Origin of the sequence: Xanthobacter aminoxidans (assembly GCF_023571765.1) — a bacterium.
GTDB lineage: Bacteria > Pseudomonadota > Alphaproteobacteria > Rhizobiales > Xanthobacteraceae > Xanthobacter > Xanthobacter aminoxidans.
Genome location: NZ_JAMJXC010000002.1, coordinates 125,356 through 142,410, shown reverse-complemented (window position 1 = coordinate 142,410; position 17,055 = coordinate 125,356). Strand labels below are relative to the sequence as shown.

Sequence of the window (17,055 nt, the reverse complement as noted above, 5' to 3'; positions counted from 1 at the left end):
TTCGGCTGCGCGAAAAGCGTCAAGTCAATTGGCGCGGAAACACCTGTGGAGGAGACATGAGCGTAACCACCTTTGCGCCGCCGCCATTCCTGAGCCGCGAGCGCACCATCGCCTCCGCCAGCTTCAATCGCTGGCTCGTGCCGCCGGCCGCCCTCGCCATTCATCTGTGCATCGGCATGGCCTACGGCTTCAGCGTGTTCTGGCTGCCGTTGTCGCGCGCCGTGGGCGTCTCTAAGCCCGTGGCCTGCCCGGCCGACATGAGCTTCGTCGCCGGCATTTTCGCCACCTCCTGCGACTGGCAGATCTCCCAGCTGGGCTGGATGTACACCCTGTTCTTCGTGCTGCTCGGCTCCTCCGCCGCCATCTGGGGCGGCTGGCTGGAGACGGCGGGGCCGCGCAAGGCGGGCCTCGTCTCGGCCTTCTGCTGGTGCGGCGGCCTCGTGATCTCGGCGCTGGGCGTCTATCTCCACCAGATCTGGATGCTGTGGATCGGCTCCGGCGTCATCGGCGGCATCGGCCTCGGGCTCGGCTACATCTCGCCGGTCTCCACCCTTATCAAGTGGTTTCCGGACCGGCGCGGCATGGCCACCGGCATGGCCATCATGGGCTTCGGCGGCGGCGCCATGATCGGCGCGCCGCTGGCCAACATGCTGATGCAGCATTTCGCCTCGCCGACCTCGGTGGGCGTGTGGCAGACCTTCCTCGCCATGGCGGCCATCTATTTCGTCTTCATGGTCGGCGGCGCGCTGGGCTACCGGGTGCCGCGCGAAGGCTGGGCGCCCAAGGGCTGGACCCCGCCGGCCGCCTCGGCCAACGCCATGGTCACGCACCGCCATGTCCATCTCGACGTGGCGTGGAAGACCCCCCAGTTCTGGCTGCTGTGGGCGGTGCTCTGCCTGAACGTCTCGGCCGGCATCGGCGTCATCGGCATGGCCTCGCCCATGCTGCAGGAAGTGTTCGGCGGCAGGCTCATCGGCCTCGATCTCACCTTCTCCCAGCTCGACGCGGGCCAGAAGGCGCAGATCGCCGCCATCGCGGCCGGCTTCACCGGGCTTTTGTCCCTGTGCAACATTGGCGGGCGCTTCGCCTGGGCCTCCTTCTCCGACAAGCTCGGGCGGAAGATGACCTATGCGGTGTTCTTCGTGCTGGGCTTCGTTCTCTACGCCTCGATCCCCTCGCTGGCGCACATGGGCTCGGTGGTGCTGTTCGTCGCCGCCTTCTGCATCATCCTGTCCATGTATGGCGGCGGCTTCGCCACCATCCCGGCCTATCTCGCCGACATCTTCGGCACCCACATGGTGGGCGCCATCCACGGGCGGCTGCTCACCGCCTGGGCCACTGCCGGCATCATCGGCCCGGTGCTGGTGAACTATCTGCGCGAATACCAGATCGCCTCGGGCATCCCCCAGCAGGCGGCCTACGACCAGACCATGTACATCCTCTCCGGCCTGCTCGTGGGCGGCCTCGTCGCGAACCTTCTGGTGAAGCCCGTGGCCGAGCACCTCTACATGAAGGACCACGAGCTGAAGAAGAAGGCCGCCGAGGTGGCCCGCGAGGACGCCACCCACGCCGACTTCGAGGACTTCGAGGAAGAGGCCAAGGACGGCCCGCTCGCCGCCTCCGCCCGCTCCTCGACCCCGGTGGCGAGCGGCGCCACGGCGCTGCCCGTGGTGGTGCTCGCCTGGCTGGTGGTGGGCGTGCCTTTGGCCTGGGGCATCTGGATCACCCTGCAGAAGGCGGTGATCCTGTTCCGCTGAGCCCCTCCCGGCTCGATCTGCGTGCCCCGCCCCCGGTCTCCGGGCAGCGGGGCACGCCCTTTTCCGGTTTGCGGAGCCGGCTGATTTGCGCAATGGATGCCGGGAAGAGCAGGCGAGGCGGCCGGGGACCTTGAGGTCACGCCCATCGTCTTTCGCGGACGGCCTTTGTCGCGTGCCGGCGAGGGTCCGAGACGGACGGCCGATTCAAGATGCCCCCTCTGATGCCCCCTTCCATCCCCGACCCCGCCCCACAGGGCGCGCCCGAGGCGTCGGAGGATGTCGCCTTCAGCCCGCACCTCGCCGGCGCCTCCATCCTGGTGGTGGACGACGAGCCGGGGATGCGGAACTTCCTGGTGCGGATGCTCCAGACGCGCTGCCGCCACGTGGCCGAGGCCCCTGATGTCGCGACCGCCTCGCGGCTCCTGGAGGCGGCGCCGTTCGACCTGATCATCCTCGACAACATCATGGCCGGGCGCACCGGCCTGCAATGGCTGGAGGAACTGCGCGGCTCCGGCTTCTATCGCGACGTGATCCTCATCACCGCCTTCGCGGATCTGGAGACCGCCATCACCGCGCTTAGGGCCGGTGCCGCCGATTTCGTGCTGAAGCCGTTCCGTTCCAACCAGATCCTCAACGCCATCGCCCGCTGCCTCGATCGCGGCCGGCTGATGCGCGAGAATTTCGTGCTCCGCCGTGAGCTGAAGGCCATGCCCGGTGCAGCCGCGCCGCTGATGGCCGGCGACAGCGTCTCGACCCGCGCCGTGCGCGCCATGATCGAGCGCGTGGGCCCCATGCCGTCCACCGTGCTCATCACCGGGGAATCCGGCACCGGCAAGGAAGTCACCGCCCGCGCCCTGCACGCCGTCTCGGCCCGCGCGGCCAAGCCGTTCGTGCCGGTGAATTGCGCGGCCATCGCGCCGGAGATCATCGAGAGCGAGCTGTTCGGCCACCTCAAGGGCGCCTTCACCGGCGCCGCCTCCTCCCGCGAGGGGCTGTTCTTCTATGCCCAGGGCGGCACGCTCTTCCTCGACGAGGTGGGCGAGCTGCCGCCCGCCATGCAGTCGAAGCTGCTGCGGGTGATCGAGGATCGCAAGGTCCGCCCGGTGGGGGCGGAGCGGGAAGTCCCGGTGGACGTGCGCCTCGTCGCTGCCACCAACGCCAACCTCACCGCGCAGGTGGCGGCCGGCCGCTTCCGGCAGGATCTCTATTACCGGCTCAATGTGGTGAACATCCACCTCGCGCCCCTGCGCGAGCGGCCGGAGGACGTGGCGCCGCTCGCCCATCTGTTCATAGCCGAACTGAGCGCCCGGCTCGGCGTGCCGCCCCTCGATCTCACCGAGCCGGTGCTCGCCTTCCTCACGCGCTATCCCTGGCCGGGCAATGTGCGTGAGCTGCGCAACGTGATCGAGCGCTCGCTGATCCTTGGCGACTTTCCGCGCGACGTGGTGCCCGAAGGCGTCGACGAGGAGGACGCGCCCGGTTCTGCCCTCGACGCGGTAGAAAAGGCGCACATGCTGAAGGTGCTGGCCGAAGCCGGCGGCAACCGGGCCGAGGCGGCGCGCCGCCTCAAGGTCTCGCGCAAGACGCTGGACCGCAAACTGAAGGCCTGGAATGGCTGAGGCTGTGCGCAAAGCCACCGATGCGCCGCGCGGCGTCCTCGCCCGGTTGCGCTCGGTGCGCATGCGGCTCCTCGCCATCGCTCTTCTGCCGACCCTCATCATCCTGCCGGCGGTGCTGGCGCTGGTGGTCACCTGGTGGACGCGGCAGTTCGACCGGCTTCTCATTTCCAAGGTGAACGGCGACCTCACCATCGCCCGCCAGTATCTCGACCGGCTGCGCGAGCGCTCCGACGAGACGCTGCACGCGCTGGGGGATTCGGTGGCCTTCGCCCGTGTCACCGGGGCCGGCGACAATGCGGCGCTCGCCGCGTTCCTCGATGCGCGGCGCAAGGCGATGGGGCTCGATTTCCTCTATCTCATCGATGCCGATGGCCACAGCCTCGCCGCCGCGCCCGCCGGTGCTGCGCGCGAGGCGAGCGCGATGTGGCCGGTGGAGCGCCGGGCGCTCGCCGGCACCGCCTCTACCGAGATCGACATCTTCGGCCCGCAGGAGCTGGAACGCCTCTCGCCGCAACTGGCGGCGCGCGCGCATATCGCCCTCGTGCCGACCCCCGGCGCCGTTCCGACCAACCGGGAGGCGGAGGACCGGGGCATGGTGGTGCAGTCCGGCACGCCGGTGGAACTGCCGGGCGGCGGTCGGGCGGCGCTGGTGGGCGGCGTGCTGCTCAACCAGAACCTCGACTTCATCGACACCATCAACGATCTCGTCTACCGCCCCGGCAGCCTGCCCGAGGGCTCGGCCGGCACCGCCACCCTGTTCGTGGACGACGTGCGCGTCTCCACCAATGTCCGCCTGTTCGAGGGGCGGCGGGCGCTGGGCACCCGCGTGTCGAAGGAGGTGCGCAACGCGGTGCTGGGCGAGGGGCGGGTGTGGCTCGACCGGGCCTTCGTGGTCAGCGACTGGTACATCTCGGCCTACGAGCCGGTGGTGGACAGCCACGGCAAGCGCATCGGCATGCTCTATGTGGGCTTTCTGGAAGCGCCGTTCCTCGCGCTCAAGCGGGCGAGCCTTGCCGCGGTGGCGGTGGGCTTCCTGCTGGTGGCGATGGTGGCGATCCCCGTGCTGCTGCGCTGGGCGGCGGCCATCTTCCGGCCGCTGGAGGCGATGAACGCCACCATCTCCGCGGTGGAGGGCGGCGCCCTGTCCGCCCGCACCGGCGTCGCCGCGACCTCGGACGAGATCGGCCGCGTCGCCCATCACCTCGACGACATGCTGGACCTGCTGCAGGAGCGCGACGCGGAGCTGCGCCGGTGGACCGAAGAACTGGACCGCCGCGTCGCCGAGCGCACCCGCGAGCTGGAAGACGCCAATGCCGAGCTGGCCGCCACCCAGCGCCAGCTCGTCATGTCCGAGAAGCTCGCCGCCATCGGCGAGATCACGGCGGGCGTCGCCCACGAGATCAACAATCCGGTGGCGGTCATCCAGGGCAATCTGGATGTGGCGCGCGACGTGCTAGGGAGCGCGGCGGGGCCGGTGAAGACCGAGTTCAACCTCATCGACCAGCAGGTCCACCGCATCAACGTGATCGTCTCGAAGCTGTTGCAGTTCGCGCGGCCCGCCGAATTCGCCGGCCATCTCGATCCGGTGGCGCCGGGCGAGGTGGTGGGGGATGCGCTGCTGCTGGTGCAGCACCTGCTCTCGCGCAGCGAGATCCTCGTCGCCCGCACCGACGGCGCCACGCGCCTCGTGATGATGAACCGGGTGGAGTTGCAGCAGGTGCTCATCAATCTGATGGTCAACGCCGTCCACGCCATGCCCCAGGGCGGTACCCTCACCGTCACCACGCGGGACGAGACGCGCGGGCGGCAACCGGGCGTCGGCATCGAGGTGGCGGACACGGGCACGGGCATCCCCGAGGAGCGGATCGGCCGCGTCTTCGACCCCTTCTTCACCACCAAGCCGCAGGGTGGCACCGGGCTCGGCCTCTCCATCAGCTACACGCTCATCGAGCGCGCGGGCGGGACCATGGCGGTGGAAAGCCCGCCGGGATCGGGCGCCGTCTTCTCCATCTGGCTACCGGAGGCCGGGAGCGCGGCGGAAGAGGGTGCGCATTCCGCCTGAATTTCAGGCGAGCCCAACAAATGAGCGTTGTGGAAGCTCCGGGACCCTTGCGCCGCGGGTGGGGCGTTCGTACCGTTCGTATATAACAGCCAGCAGGTGCCCGCCATGAAGTGGGATAAGGGCAACACGCCCATCATGCCGCGCATCGTGCCCGGCACCACGATCCGCCTCCTGCCGCCATGGCAGAAGACCGGCCAGAAGCGCGCCAACCCGCTGCGGCCCGGTGGCCCGGCCCTGCGCGTGATCGAGACGGAGCGGCCGGAGGCCGGGGCGGCCGAAGCCGAGGCCCTCGTGCCGGAGAAGACGCCATGAGCGAGGTCATTGAGCGGGTGACAACCGACTTCGCCGGCTACGCCTTCACCGCTGCCGAGGTCGTGCCGGCCCGTCCCGGCCTCTTCATCCTCACCCGCGCCGTCGTTGGCCGGCCCTTGCCGCTCTATGTGGGCGAGGGGGAGGACATGGCCGCGGCGCTCACGGCCTTCCAGGCGGCGAACCCGAAGGAGGCGGGCGTGGCGGACGGCCTGTTCGTGCTCGACCGCCCCATGGCGCGGGTGCGCCAGCACACCCTGCGCGACATCGTTTCCCGCTTCGATCCGCCGCTGAACGTCGCGCACCGCAAGGCCCCGGCCGCGCCGGAGCTGGCGGCGTTGGTGGAAGATCGCGGCGCGGCGCTGGGCGGGCTGAACGAGCAACCGGGCGCAGCGCTCTCCGTCACCGAGGATGATCTGAAGCGGCTTGTGGAGAGCTTCTATGGCCGCGCTGCCGCAGACCCGCTGCTCGGCCCGGTCTTCGCCCGTGCCATTCCCGACTGGGCGGGTCACTACCAGATCGTGCAGAACTTCTGGTCGCGCACCCTGCTCGGCACGGCGCGCTATTCGGGGATGCCGTTCGCCGCGCACATCCCGCTCCAGCTGAAGCCGGAGCACTTCACCCGCTGGGTGGCGCTGTTCAAGGAGACGGCGGTGGAGGTGCTGGACGATGTGGCGGCGGCGCGGGCCATCGCCAAGGTGGAGCACATGAGCACCTGCTTCCAGGCCGGGCTGTTCCCGCCCGACCTCGGCCCCTCTCATGCGCCGGGATCGCACCCGCACGGGGCGCACCCGCAGGCCGGGTAAGGCTCAGCCCTGCGCGAAGCGGCGGAACTGCTTCACCACCTCCACATAGACATCGCGCTTGAAGGGGATGATGAGGTCGACCACCGCGTCGATCTCCTCCCACCGCCAGTCCATGAATTCCGGCTTGTGCTTGCCGCCGCCGGGACGAAGGATGTTGATCTCGGCATCGGCTCCGGTGAAGCGCAGGGCGTACCATTTCTGCGTCTGGCCCCGGTAGCGGCCCTTCCAGGCCTCGCCGGCGATGCGGCCGGGGAGGTCGTAGGAGAGCCACTCTTCCACTTCGCCAAGCCTGGTCACCGAGCGGATCGAGGTTTCCTCGTAAAGCTCGCGCAAGGCGGCGGCATAGGGCTCCTCGCCCTTGTCGATGCCGCCCTGGGGCATCTGCCAGGAATGGGTGGCGTCCACATGCTCCGGCCCGCCGAGGCGCCGGCCCACGAACACCTTGCCGGCGGCGTTGAACACGGCGAGGCCCACGCAGGGGCGATAGGGCATGTCCTCGTGCTTGTCGTGCTTATCGTGCTTCTTCGACATGGCGGCGGCCTTGATGGAATGACATGCCCCCTGATACGCGCCCCGCCGCACCGCGCAAGATGCGGCGGGCGCAAGTTCAGGCAGGCGGTACTCCGGACGCAGCGTCAGTGCGCGGCGCGGTGCCGGGGAAGGGCGGTGGAGCCCCAGGCGCGGATGGAGGCCCAGGTGCGCCGCTCCAGCTGGAACTGGTCCACCGGCACGGAGGCGCGCAGCGCCTTCACGCGGCACAGGCCGACGCCGGACCACTGGAAGCCGCACTTCTCCAGCACCCGGCGCGACGCCGGATTGACCACGCGGGCGGAGCCGAGGAGGAGCGAGACATCGGTCTCGGAGAAGGCATAGTCGATGACGGCGCGCACGGCCTCGGTGGCGATGCCGCGGCCCCAGAAGGCTTCGCCGACCCAGTAGCCGAGTTCCGGCGCGGGCTCAGGCGGGCGGCGGCCATAGCTGACCATGCCGGCGAAGGCCATGCGGCCCTCGCCCTTGAGGAAGACGCCGAAGGTGGCGGCATCGGGCACGGCGGCGAGCGTCTCGACGAAGGCGTGGGCGTCGGAGGGCTTGTAGGGGAACGGCAGGTTCGCGGTCATCTCCGCGATCCGGCGGTTGTTGGCGAGCTCCGCGACGGCAGCAACGTCCTCGATATGCGGCGCGCGGAGCACGAGCCGCTCGGTTTCGAGGACGGGGATACAGCTCTCCGCGAGCGGCACTCCGGACTGGGATTCGCACAAAGTCATGGCGGGCTCCTCAAGGGCACAAACGAAAACCGGGGAGAGGGTTGTCCCGTCTCCCCGGTTCGTGTCTGAGCGTTGAGAGGCCTGCTCAGGCGCCCACCGGATCAACGAGACCGGCGGGATCCTGCATTTATCAGGTCTCGCCGTTTATTCGGCCGCCTCGGCGGCGGCAGGAACGACCGATACGTAGGTGCGGTCGTTGGCTTTGGTGCGGAAGGCCACTTTGCCTTCGATAAGCGCGAAGAGGGTATGGTCCTTGCCCATGCCCACGTTCGTGCCGGGATGCCATTTGGTGCCGCGCTGGCGCACGATGATGTTGCCCGGAATGACGTCCTGGCCGCCGAAGCGCTTCACGCCAAGACGACGACCGTCGGAATCGCGACCGTTACGGGACGAGCCGCCTGCCTTTTTATGAGCCATTGTTGCTCTCCTCGTTCTCGATCAGGCGCCGACGCCGGCGGCGTCGGCCTTGACGGTCTCGCCCAGGCCGGAAATCTCGGTGATGCGCACGACGGTGAGGTCGGCGCGGAAGCCACGCTTGCGGCGGGAATTCTGCCGGCGGCGCTTCTTGAAGGCGATCACCTTGTCGCCGCGGGTGTGCTCGACGATCTCGCCGGTCACGGTGGCGCCGTCCACATGGGGCGCGCCGATGGCGACGGAGGCGCCGCTCAGCATCAGCACCGGGAAGGTGAAGACGGAGCCGACCTCGGCGTCGAGGTGGTCGATGGTGATCTTGTCGGCGGCGGCAACGCGATACTGCTTGCCGTTTGCCTTGATGACCGCGAACATTCTTGTCTCGCTTTCGTGTTCAGCCGCGCCTCAAGGACGGGCTTCTTCGGTCGGTTTTTCGGGATGCAGGCCCATTGGCCCACGCGAAGGTGGTCCGATATACGCCACGCCCGGAAAAGTCAACGCCACTGGCCTTTGCGAGACGGGGCGAAGCCGCGTGACGCCGCCGCCATCTCCCCCCTGCTCCTTGGCGGCGGCTACCGCGCCGCAGCGCCTGCGGTCCGTGCGGTTCCAGCCCTCACACGATCGCCGCGGCGGCCCGTTTCAGCGCGTCGGCGTCCATGGGCAGCAGGACGGCTTCCGCCCGCTTCAGCACGTCGGCGAGGCGCGTGCGGGCGGCGGCGGCAAGGTCGGGGTCATCGATCTGCGCCAGCGACCCCAGGGCGGCCACGAGCCTGAGCCCCACCTCCACCTGCCCGGCCCCGTCGCGGGCAATCGGCCGGAAGGCGTCTTCCAGCATGTCGTCCATCGACAGCGCGGGAATGGTGACGTTGGTCACGGCATCCTCGACGGGCAGGTTGCGGGCCGCGCGCCAGCCCCAGAGAAGCCGAGTGAGAGTCCCGCTCACGTCGATGGCGGTGCCGGGGTCGTTGACGCCCGGCGACAGGGCCTTTGACGCGATCTCCGCGAGCACCACCATGCCAAACCGTGGGTCCTGCTCGAAGCTGCGGACGTCGCCGATGGTGATGGCGCACCGCAGCGCATCCGCCAGCGCGTCATCGGGGGGCGCATCGAAAACGGCCAGGGGACGGACCGGATCGACGAAGGCGCCCGGCCGCACGGCCACATGGCACGTCACACCCTCCGGCACAGCCGCCGAAAGCTGCCCCACATCCATATGCTGCACGTAGCCGGTGGCCGTCGCGAAGACCGGATAGCCGGCCGGCGGCGGGGCGGTGCGGACGGTTGCGCCGAGGCCGGGCCGGCGCGCGAAATCCTTCAGCGCCGCCGCGGTCGCCTGCTCGGTCCGGTCGATGATCTCGCCCATGCGCCCGAGTCGCGACACCCGGTCGATCCAGCGGAGCAGCGTTCCGACGACGATGGCAATGAGCACCACCGTCGCGGCGAAGAGCAGCAGCCGGCCGGCATCGCAATAGACGCCGCCCACGCCCCCCACCAGCGCCACGATGGAGAACAGGAACGCGCCCACGAAGACGCTCAGCGTGCGCTGGAGGGCCGCGTCCTCGATGAGGAGGGAGGTCGCGCGCGGGGTCGCCGCCTGTGCCGCGGCCGAGAGGACCGAGACGATGGCGGACAGGCTGAACGTGACCACCGCCAGCATGCTGGAGGCCAGCACGGTGAGCACTGGCTCAAGGCTGTTCGAGGCGAAGGTGAGGTAGCCCGGCAGCGCGTATCCCGATGGCAGGGTCGCCGCGACGAGCACCACGGCCACGGCTGTGAGGCTGTAGGCGGTGGGCCAGAACCACAGCCGGTGGGCGAGGCGCTTGAGCTGGAAGCGCACACGCTCGCTCAGGATCGGGGGGATCATGCAGGCTCCGGGCTGTTACCGCCACGCGGGCTGGTCGCGCCGACGGCACGCCCCGCTTCTCGTCAGGAAGGGAAGCTTGGCTGGAGGCGTCCGGTTGCATGAGGTCGATCACGAGGCCGTGATCGGGCGGGGCGCGCTCAGCTTGCCTCGCTGCGCAGCGCCATCTTCTCGCGGCGACGCTGGACGGAGGAGGGGATGTTCATGCCCTCCCGGTACTTGGCGACGGTGCGGCGGGCGATGTCGATGCCGTCGTCCTTCAGCTTCTGCACCAGAGTGTCGTCGGAGAGCACGTCCTCCGGCGCCTCGGCTTCGATCAGCGTCTTGATGCGGTGGCGCACCGATTCCGCCGAATGGGCCTCGCCGCCGCCCGAGGCGGAGATGGCGGAGGAGAAGAAGAACTTCATCTCCACCACGCCGCGCGGGGTCGAGATGTATTTGTTCGAGGTCACGCGCGAGACGGTGGATTCGTGCATGCCGATGGCGTCCGCCACCGTGCGCAGGTTGAGCGGGCGCAGGAAGCGCACGCCGTGCAGCAGGAAGGCGTCCTGCTGGCGCACGATCTCGCTCGCCACCTTCAGGATGGTGCGGGCGCGCTGGTCCAGCGAGCGGGTGAGCCAGCTCGCGCTCTGCAGGCAGTCGGCGAGGAAGCTCTTCTCCTCCTGCGACTTGGCGTGTTTCACCACGGTGGCGTGGTAGCTCTGGTTCACCAGAACCCGCGGCAGCGTCTCGGAATTCAGCTCGACGATCCAGGTGCCGTCGGCGCCGGGGCGCACATAGACGTCCGGCACCAGCGGATGGACGACGCCGGAGCCGAAGGCGAGGCCCGGCTTGGGATCGAGCCGGCGGATCTCGCCGATCATGTCCGCGAGGTCCTCGTTGTCCACGCCGCAGATGCGCTTCAGCGCGTTGCGGTCATGGCGGGCGAGGAGTTCGAGGTTGGCCACCAGCGCCTGCATGGCGGGGTCGAAGCGGTCGCGCTCGCGCAGCTGGATGGCGAGGCATTCGGCGAGGTTGCGGGCGCCGACGCCGGAGGGCTCGAAGGTCTGGATGAGCTTCAGGACGGCTTCCACCTCGTCGCGCGGCACGCCGAACTGCCCGGCGAGGAGGTCGAGGTCGCCGGTGAAATAGCCGGTCTCGTCGATGAGGCCGATGACATTGATGCCGATTAGCCGCCGGGCGGGATCGCTCACCGCCACGGAGAGCTGGGCTTCCAGATGGTCGGCCAGCGTGGTCTCGGCGGTCAGGAAGGCTTCGGGATTGTAGTCGTCGCCCCGCTCGCCGCCGCCGCTCCATTCGCCCATGGAGGGGCTGGAGGCGGTGGAGCCGCCGCCGGGGGTGCCGCGATCGGCGGGGGCGTCGTCGGGAAAGACGTTGCCGAGGTCGGTGTCGAGGCGGGTCTCCATGGCGGCCCGGCTCTGCTCGTTGTCCTGGCCGGTCCAGTCGCTGGCCGGGGGCGGCTCGCCGTCGAGGCCGCCGCGGGCCATCTCCTCGCCGCGGGTCTCGCGGACCTCCGGCTGCGGCTCGGGTCCGCTCGCCTCGCCCTCGGTGATGCGCTCCAGCAGCGGATTGCGTTCCAGCTCGGCCTCGACATAGGCCACCAGCTCCATGTTGGAGAGCTGGAGCAGCTTGATGGCCTGCATCAGCTGCGGCGTCATCACCAGCGACTGGCTCTGCCGGAACTCCAGCTTGGGGCTCATCGCCATGATGCTGGCCCCCCGATGTCCATGGCGCGGCGGGTGCTCACAGGCGGAACTCCTCGCCCAGATAGAGCCGCCGCACGTCGGGGCTGGAGACGATGGCTTCCGGATCGCCCTCCATCAGCACCGCGCCGGAATGGATGATGTAGGCGCGGTCGATGAGGCCCAGCGTCTCGCGCACATTGTGGTCGGTGATGAGCACGCCGATGCCGCGTGAGGTGAGGTGGCGCACCAGCGCCTGGATGTCGCCCACCGCGATGGGGTCGATGCCGGCGAACGGCTCGTCCAGCAGCATGAAGGCCGGCTTGGTGGCAAGCGCGCGGGCGATCTCGAGGCGCCGCCGCTCGCCGCCCGACAGGGCGATGGAGGGCGACTTGCGCACATGGGTGATCTTGAATTCTTCGAGCAGCGCCTCGGTCTCCTCGCGGCGGCGGGCCCGGTTGGGCTCCGACACCTGGAGGACGCCCATGATGTTATCCTCCACCGAGAGGCCCCGGAAGATGGAGGCTTCCTGCGGCAGATAGCCGACGCCGAGGCGGGCGCGGCGATACATGGGCAGGGGCGTGATGTCGTGGCCGTCCAGCTCGATGCGGCCGGCATCGGCCTTCACCAGGCCCGTCACCATGTAGAAGCAGGTGGTCTTGCCGGCGCCGTTGGGGCCGAGCAGGCCCACCGCCTCGCCGCGGCGGACGTTCATGCTCACGTCCTTCACCACCTTGCGGCCGCCATAGGACTTGGCGAGGCCGAAGGCGGCCAGCGCCCCGGTGGAATTGAAGGGCAGCGGGTCCCGCCCGTCGCCGGGATAGGACGAGGGATAGTCGTCGCCCGCATTGGCGGCGTCGCCATAGGCGGCATCCGGCGGCATGTAGGCACGGTGGCGGGGGTCCGGCGCGGCGCGGGCGGGCGTCTCGTAGCCCGCATCATATCCCGCATCGCTGCGCGGATCGTCCTCTTCCCACTCGCGGGAATCCTGATCGCCCGCAGGGAGCGGAATGCCATCCGTCTGGCGGGGATCGTGTTCGCGGGGGTCGTACTGGCGCGCATCCTGCTCGCCACGGGCGCTGCCCGAGACGGACTTTCCCCCCGACTTCGAGTCTCCCGACTTCGACTTGCCGAACATGGACAGGACGTTCAACGCGACCTCCGGAAAACCCGGCCCCCAGATTGGAAGGTTTAGAACGTCCCAGCCGGGGATGCAACGCCTCCATGCAAGAGGCGGGCCGATTTCAGGGGCGAGAGTTCGCAGGTCTCGCGGAAATGGGAATAGTCAATTGAAACAAAAGAGAAATAATTTAACTTGACAGACGCATGAAGGCTGCAAAAGGCGGCCGCAGGGCCGCCTCGGCCGGTCAGCGCTTGGGGGGCTGTTGGCCGCCCTGTTCGGTCTTGGGCTTGTCCGCCTCCTTCAGGCTGCCCGGGACGATGAGGCTCTCCACCCGGCCGCCCTCGAACTTGGACACGCCGCTGACGAGATCCACCACCAGCTTCTGGCCGCGGATGACGTTGGGGCCCTGGGTCAGCACCACCGGCTTGCCCACCATGGTGACGGTGTTGGTCTTCATGTCGAAGACGCCGCTGTCGCCGGTGGCGGTCTGCTCCTTGGTCTTCACCACCACGCCGCCGGTGGCCTCCAGCTTCTTGATCTGGCCCTTCTGCGCCGGATCAGTGCCCGTCTGCGGGGTGCCGCCGGCCTGCTCGTTCATCGAGCCCTCGTAATAGACGAGGAGGTCCTTGGAGCGGAGCGTGGTGTCGCCCTGCGTCACCAGCACGTTGCCGGAGAAGACGGCGACCTTGTCCTTGTCGCGCACCTCCAGCCCGTCGGCATTGATGCGCACGGGCTGGTCGCGGTTGCGGGCGAAGCCCTGCAGCGCGTTGGGCACGCTGGTGCTGGGCGCCTGCGCGGCCGCAGGACCGGCGACGAGAAAGGCCGCCAGCGCGAGAATGCAGGCGGGTGCGAGGCTCGAAACCGGGAGGCGGACCTTGAGGGCCGTCGCATGACACATCATTGAGCAGGGACCGGGCGTCGCGGGGGAAGGGGCGCCGGCACCAGCGCCGGGGCCGCGGGAGAGGGCGCAGGCGGAACGGTGACGGTTCCGGTGGTGGCAGGCGCTGCCGGCGCTGCATGGACAGCGGAAGCGGGCGTCGCATCGGCGGCGTGGGTGGGGGCAGCCGGATTGGCGCCCGCCGCGTTGTTTCCCGCCGCGTTGGCGCCGTCCGGCTTCTGGCCGGGCAGGTTGCTCATGCGGAAGTCGAGCTGCACATGGCCCTGGAACAGGGCGCGGGCGCCGCGGTCGGTCACGTCCAGCCGGTCGGCCACCAGCTTGCCGTCGAGATAGGTGAAGACCACGGGATGGGAGGTGGCGATGGTGCCGGCCTTGATGTCCACGTCGGCGTCTTCCAGCTTGCCGCCGTAGCCGCCGTTCATGGCGAGGTCCACGCCGTCGCCCAGCGTGATGAACTGCTTCTTGGTGTCGAAGCTGCCGGTCTTGGCATTGACGCTGGCCCAGCCCTTGTCGGCCAGCTCCAGGCGCGCCTCGATGTCGGAAAGCTCGATCACGTCCGGCCGGGTAAGATCCTGCACCGCCGTTTTGGCGGTAATCCGGTAGCCGCGATTGTCGTCGGTGAAGCCGGAGAGCTTGGGCAGTTCCATGGTCAGGCGCGAGCCCGACAGGGTCAGGTGGCCGATGTCGAACGGCAGGTCGATGGAGAGCTTCAGCCGGGACAGGATGGACACCGCGCCGATGCCGAGGACCGCGACGACGATGGTGACGGGCACCAGCCGCTTGATCCAGCGCACGCGTGCGCTGTGCCGCCGCGCCTTGGTGAAGTCCGGCGGGGGCGGCGGGGTGAAGGCTTCGGCCTCCCGCGCATCGAAATCGTGTGGCGGCACGTGTCGGTTCATGGCCCTGTTCCGGCGGCGGGCCTGCCCCGCTGGCGCCTGTTCTCGGCTGCACGCCCCCTCACGCGGGCGTCCGGCGCGTCGCCCCACGCGCGGGGCCCAAGGTGTCCGAAATGGCGCCCTGAAGCAAGGGCCGTGCCCAAGCCTCTCATGCGCAACGCTTTTTCGCGTCGGGCCGGATCACGAATGGGCGAAGATGTCCTCTTCCGCCCAGCCGGAGAGGTCGAGGGCGGCACGGGCCGGCAGGAAGGCGAAGCAGGCGGCGGCGAGCCCGGTGCGGCCCTCGCGCGCCAGCATGTCCTCCAGCTTGGCCTTCACCGCGTGCAGATACAGAACGTCCGAGGCGGCGTAGGACAGCTGGGCGTCGGAGAGGTCGGCGGCGCCCCAGTCCGAGCTTTGCTGCTGCTTGGAGATGTCCACGTTGAGGAGTTCCCGCAGCAGCTCCTTCAGGCCGTGCCGGTCGGTGTAGGTGCGCACCAGCCGCGAGGCGATCTTGGTGCACCACACCGGCTGCGGCATCACCTTGAAGGTGTGCTGGAGCACGGCGATGTCGAAGCGGCCGAAGTGGAACAGCTTGGTCACGTTCGGGTCGGTCAGCAGCCGCACGAGGTTCGGCGCGCTGCCGGGGCCGGCGCCCTGCGGGATCTGCACCAGGTCGGCGCTGCCGTCACCGTTGGAGAGCTGCACGAGGCACAGCCGGTCGCGGAACGGGTCGAGACCCATGGTCTCGGTGTCGATGGCCACGACGGAAGCGGCCACGAAGTCCGCGGGCAGATCGCCGCGATGGAGGCGGATGGTCATGAGTGTATCGTTTATCCACGTTCAGGACTGGGCTTCTAGCGAAGGCGCGCAGGCCTGTCGATGGGGCCGCTCGCTATGCCCTTGCCCCGCCTGCCTTTGCCCGGCCGTGCAGGGAAGACACGCCCGGACAGATACCGCACGCGGCCGGCCCCGCCCGCCCCTTCCGAGCGCTTGGCCCATTGTGTGCGGTGCGGTATGGTTGCAGGCGATAGAGGAAGGGCTGGAACATGGCGGAAACGGCTGCGTCTCGCTATGAGGCGCTGGACGGCCTTCGTGGCATTGCGGCATTGATGGTCGCGATCCACCACATGCAGTTCAACAGCATCTTTCTCCATGTGGATGCCATCGTCTACGGCGAGTTGTTCGTCGATCTGTTCTTTGCGTTGTCCGGATTTGTCATTGCCTCCGCCTATCTCGAGAAGATCGACGACACCCGGGACATGAAGCGGTTTCTGACGCTGCGCTTTTTCAGAATCTACCCGTTGCACATTTTCATTCTGGCGCTGTTCCTGCTCAAGGAGCTGGCGCGGCTGGTGGCCGGCCTTTCCGGTGCCACGCTGAGCGGCACCGCCTTCACCGGGCGCACCAGCGTCGAGCTGCTGATGGCGACGATATTCCTGGTGCAGGCCTGGGGGCCGTTCGGCAAGAACGAGTGGAATGCCCCGAGCTGGAGCATCAGCTGCGAAGCGCTGGCCTATATCGTCTTTGCCCTTGTCGTGCCGCTCAAGCCCTTCCGCTGGAAATGGACGCCCTGGTTCATCGTCGCCTTCTCGATTCTCGCTTACACCTATGTGGCCTTCACTCCCGGTGGCATTGCCGACGCCACCTACGGCTTGCCCTCGCTGCTGAGGGGGCTCGCGGGCTTCTCGACCGGGGTGCTGTGCTATCAGGTGATGACGCGCAGGTCGGTGGCGGCCTACATGCAGAAGATGTCCGATCGCACTTTGACCGCGATCCAGTTCTGCGCCGTGCTGGCCTTCCTCGTTGTGCTGCACTATTTGCGCGGGCCGGCCATCGTGATTGCCGTGGTGCCGCTGGTTTTCCTGATCCTGTCCCTGCATCTGGATCGGGGCATGGGCTGCACCATCCTGAACACGCGGGTGTTCCAGTATCTGGGGAAGACCTCCTACTCCATTTACATGATCCACATGTTCATTCTGCTTATGACCGATTCCGTCCTCAAGCGCGTGCTGGGTTCGCTCACGGCCCATGTGGACGGCGCGACCTCGCTGGCGATCGGCACGGGCATCGCCCTTGTCTTGGCTGCCGTAGTCGTTGCCCTTGCCGATGTCACCTATCGCTTCATCGAGCATCCCTGGCGTGAATATGGACGGGGCGTGGCCCGCCGGCTCGGGCGCGTGCTCAAGCCGAGCGCCGCTGCCGAGTGACGGCGCGACCGGCCTGAGGCGCTCCTCCTGGGTCCGCGCACGGACCGCGAGGCGTCATCGGCCGCTTTTTACCTTGTCAGGCCACGGGTTGGGCCCTTGTCGATGCTGCGGCGTGCCCGGTGCGCGCCGCGGTCCGCCGTGCTAGAAGCGGCGCCGTTTCGACGTTACGAAAGCCTG

16 protein-coding genes are annotated in these 17,055 nt (G+C 68.7%); 6 read left to right on the top strand and 10 right to left on the bottom strand.

Annotated features, from left to right (window positions below; translation table 11 throughout):
- The first annotated feature begins 56 nt into the window (after window positions 1–56).
- From EJ105_RS03410 to EJ105_RS03390, 5 genes are all read left to right on the top strand, one after another.
- The gene (locus EJ105_RS03410; protein WP_250165305.1) at window positions 57–1,757 is read left to right on the top strand and encodes an OFA family MFS transporter; all 1,701 of its coding nucleotides are present in this window, start codon (window positions 57–59) and stop codon (window positions 1,755–1,757) included.
- A 221-nt stretch (window positions 1,758–1,978) separates the two neighbouring features.
- On the top strand, window positions 1,979–3,376 hold the full coding sequence (locus EJ105_RS03405) for a sigma-54-dependent transcriptional regulator (RefSeq protein ID WP_250165304.1): 1,398 nt from the start codon (window positions 1,979–1,981) through the stop codon (window positions 3,374–3,376).
- A complete protein-coding gene (locus EJ105_RS03400) occupies window positions 3,369–5,438 on the top strand; it encodes a sensor histidine kinase (RefSeq protein WP_250165303.1) in 2,070 nt (689 codons plus the stop codon). Before EJ105_RS03405 ends, EJ105_RS03400 begins: the two co-directional genes overlap by 8 nt.
- Window positions 5,439–5,543: 105 nt before the next feature.
- Entirely contained in the window at window positions 5,544–5,750 is a 207-nt protein-coding gene (locus tag EJ105_RS03395; protein ID WP_250165302.1) for a hypothetical protein, read from the top strand.
- On the top strand, window positions 5,747–6,553 hold the full coding sequence (locus EJ105_RS03390; RefSeq protein ID WP_250165301.1) for a group III truncated hemoglobin: 807 nt from the start codon (window positions 5,747–5,749) through the stop codon (window positions 6,551–6,553). Before EJ105_RS03395 ends, EJ105_RS03390 begins: the two co-directional genes overlap by 4 nt.
- Before the next feature lie 3 nt (window positions 6,554–6,556).
- Here the strand turns inward: EJ105_RS03390 and EJ105_RS03385 are convergent, their stop codons facing one another.
- From EJ105_RS03385 to EJ105_RS03340, 10 genes are all read right to left on the bottom strand, one after another.
- Entirely contained in the window at window positions 6,557–7,084 is a 528-nt protein-coding gene (locus EJ105_RS03385) for an RNA pyrophosphohydrolase (RefSeq protein ID WP_029556050.1), read from the bottom strand.
- A 104-nt stretch (window positions 7,085–7,188) separates the two neighbouring features.
- Entirely contained in the window at window positions 7,189–7,818 is a 630-nt protein-coding gene (locus tag EJ105_RS03380) for a GNAT family N-acetyltransferase (protein WP_029556049.1), read from the bottom strand.
- 144 nt (window positions 7,819–7,962) lie between these two features.
- On the bottom strand, window positions 7,963–8,235 hold the full coding sequence (rpmA, locus tag EJ105_RS03375; protein ID WP_024276844.1) for a 50S ribosomal protein L27: 273 nt from the start codon (window positions 8,233–8,235) through the stop codon (window positions 7,963–7,965).
- Window positions 8,236–8,256: 21 nt separating this feature from the next.
- A complete protein-coding gene (gene rplU / locus EJ105_RS03370; RefSeq protein WP_029556048.1) occupies window positions 8,257–8,604 on the bottom strand; it encodes a 50S ribosomal protein L21 in 348 nt (115 codons plus the stop codon).
- Window positions 8,605–8,842: 238 nt separating this feature from the next.
- Entirely contained in the window at window positions 8,843–10,093 is a 1,251-nt protein-coding gene (locus EJ105_RS03365; protein WP_250165300.1) for a DUF2254 domain-containing protein, read from the bottom strand.
- 137 nt (window positions 10,094–10,230) lie between these two features.
- Window positions 10,231–11,796, bottom strand: coding sequence for an RNA polymerase factor sigma-54 (gene rpoN / locus EJ105_RS03360; protein WP_029556045.1), 1,566 nt, complete (start codon window positions 11,794–11,796; stop codon window positions 10,231–10,233).
- Between the two features lie 37 nt (window positions 11,797–11,833).
- Window positions 11,834–12,925 carry an LPS export ABC transporter ATP-binding protein gene (gene lptB / locus EJ105_RS03355; RefSeq protein ID WP_250165299.1) on the bottom strand — a complete coding sequence of 364 codons (1,092 nt, stop codon included), beginning with the start codon at window positions 12,923–12,925 and terminating at the stop codon, window positions 11,834–11,836.
- Between the two features lie 214 nt (window positions 12,926–13,139).
- Window positions 13,140–13,796, bottom strand: coding sequence for an LptA/OstA family protein (locus EJ105_RS03350; protein WP_250165298.1), 657 nt, complete (start codon window positions 13,794–13,796; stop codon window positions 13,140–13,142).
- On the bottom strand, window positions 13,793–14,692 hold the full coding sequence (locus tag EJ105_RS03345) for a hypothetical protein (protein ID WP_250165297.1): 900 nt from the start codon (window positions 14,690–14,692) through the stop codon (window positions 13,793–13,795). Before EJ105_RS03345 ends, EJ105_RS03350 begins: the two co-directional genes overlap by 4 nt.
- Before the next feature lie 177 nt (window positions 14,693–14,869).
- Window positions 14,870–15,490 carry a ribonuclease D gene (locus tag EJ105_RS03340; protein ID WP_024276851.1) on the bottom strand — a complete coding sequence of 207 codons (621 nt, stop codon included), beginning with the start codon at window positions 15,488–15,490 and terminating at the stop codon, window positions 14,870–14,872.
- Between the two features lie 227 nt (window positions 15,491–15,717).
- Between EJ105_RS03340 and EJ105_RS03335 the strand changes: the two genes are divergently transcribed.
- The gene (locus EJ105_RS03335; protein WP_250165296.1) at window positions 15,718–16,878 is read left to right on the top strand and encodes an acyltransferase family protein; all 1,161 of its coding nucleotides are present in this window, start codon (window positions 15,718–15,720) and stop codon (window positions 16,876–16,878) included.
- Window positions 16,879–17,055 lie beyond the last annotated feature (177 nt).

Excerpts from the sequence above, each read along its gene's own strand:
- EJ105_RS03345 (WP_250165297.1), bottom strand. The coding sequence starts at position 14,692 with ATGAACCGACACGTGCCGCCACACGATTTCGATGCGCGGGAGGCCGAA.
- EJ105_RS03385 (WP_029556050.1), bottom strand. The coding sequence starts at position 7,084 with ATGTCGAAGAAGCACGATAAGCACGACAAGCACGAGGACATGCCCTAT.
- EJ105_RS03380 (WP_029556049.1), bottom strand. The coding sequence starts at position 7,818 with ATGACTTTGTGCGAATCCCAGTCCGGAGTGCCGCTCGCGGAGAGCTGT.
- EJ105_RS03395 (WP_250165302.1), top strand. The coding sequence starts at position 5,544 with ATGAAGTGGGATAAGGGCAACACGCCCATCATGCCGCGCATCGTGCCC.
- rpmA (WP_024276844.1), bottom strand. The coding sequence starts at position 8,235 with ATGGCTCATAAAAAGGCAGGCGGCTCGTCCCGTAACGGTCGCGATTCC.
- EJ105_RS03335 (WP_250165296.1), top strand. The coding sequence starts at position 15,718 with ATGGCGGAAACGGCTGCGTCTCGCTATGAGGCGCTGGACGGCCTTCGT.
- rplU (WP_029556048.1), bottom strand. The coding sequence starts at position 8,604 with ATGTTCGCGGTCATCAAGGCAAACGGCAAGCAGTATCGCGTTGCCGCC.
- EJ105_RS03350 (WP_250165298.1), bottom strand. The coding sequence starts at position 13,796 with ATGATGTGTCATGCGACGGCCCTCAAGGTCCGCCTCCCGGTTTCGAGC.
- EJ105_RS03390 (WP_250165301.1), top strand. The coding sequence starts at position 5,747 with ATGAGCGAGGTCATTGAGCGGGTGACAACCGACTTCGCCGGCTACGCC.
- EJ105_RS03405 (WP_250165304.1), top strand. The coding sequence starts at position 1,979 with ATGCCCCCTTCCATCCCCGACCCCGCCCCACAGGGCGCGCCCGAGGCG.
- EJ105_RS03340 (WP_024276851.1), bottom strand. The coding sequence starts at position 15,490 with ATGACCATCCGCCTCCATCGCGGCGATCTGCCCGCGGACTTCGTGGCC.
- rpoN (WP_029556045.1), bottom strand. The coding sequence starts at position 11,796 with ATGGCGATGAGCCCCAAGCTGGAGTTCCGGCAGAGCCAGTCGCTGGTG.
- EJ105_RS03365 (WP_250165300.1), bottom strand. The coding sequence starts at position 10,093 with ATGATCCCCCCGATCCTGAGCGAGCGTGTGCGCTTCCAGCTCAAGCGC.
- EJ105_RS03410 (WP_250165305.1), top strand. The coding sequence starts at position 57 with ATGAGCGTAACCACCTTTGCGCCGCCGCCATTCCTGAGCCGCGAGCGC.
- EJ105_RS03400 (WP_250165303.1), top strand. The coding sequence starts at position 3,369 with ATGGCTGAGGCTGTGCGCAAAGCCACCGATGCGCCGCGCGGCGTCCTC.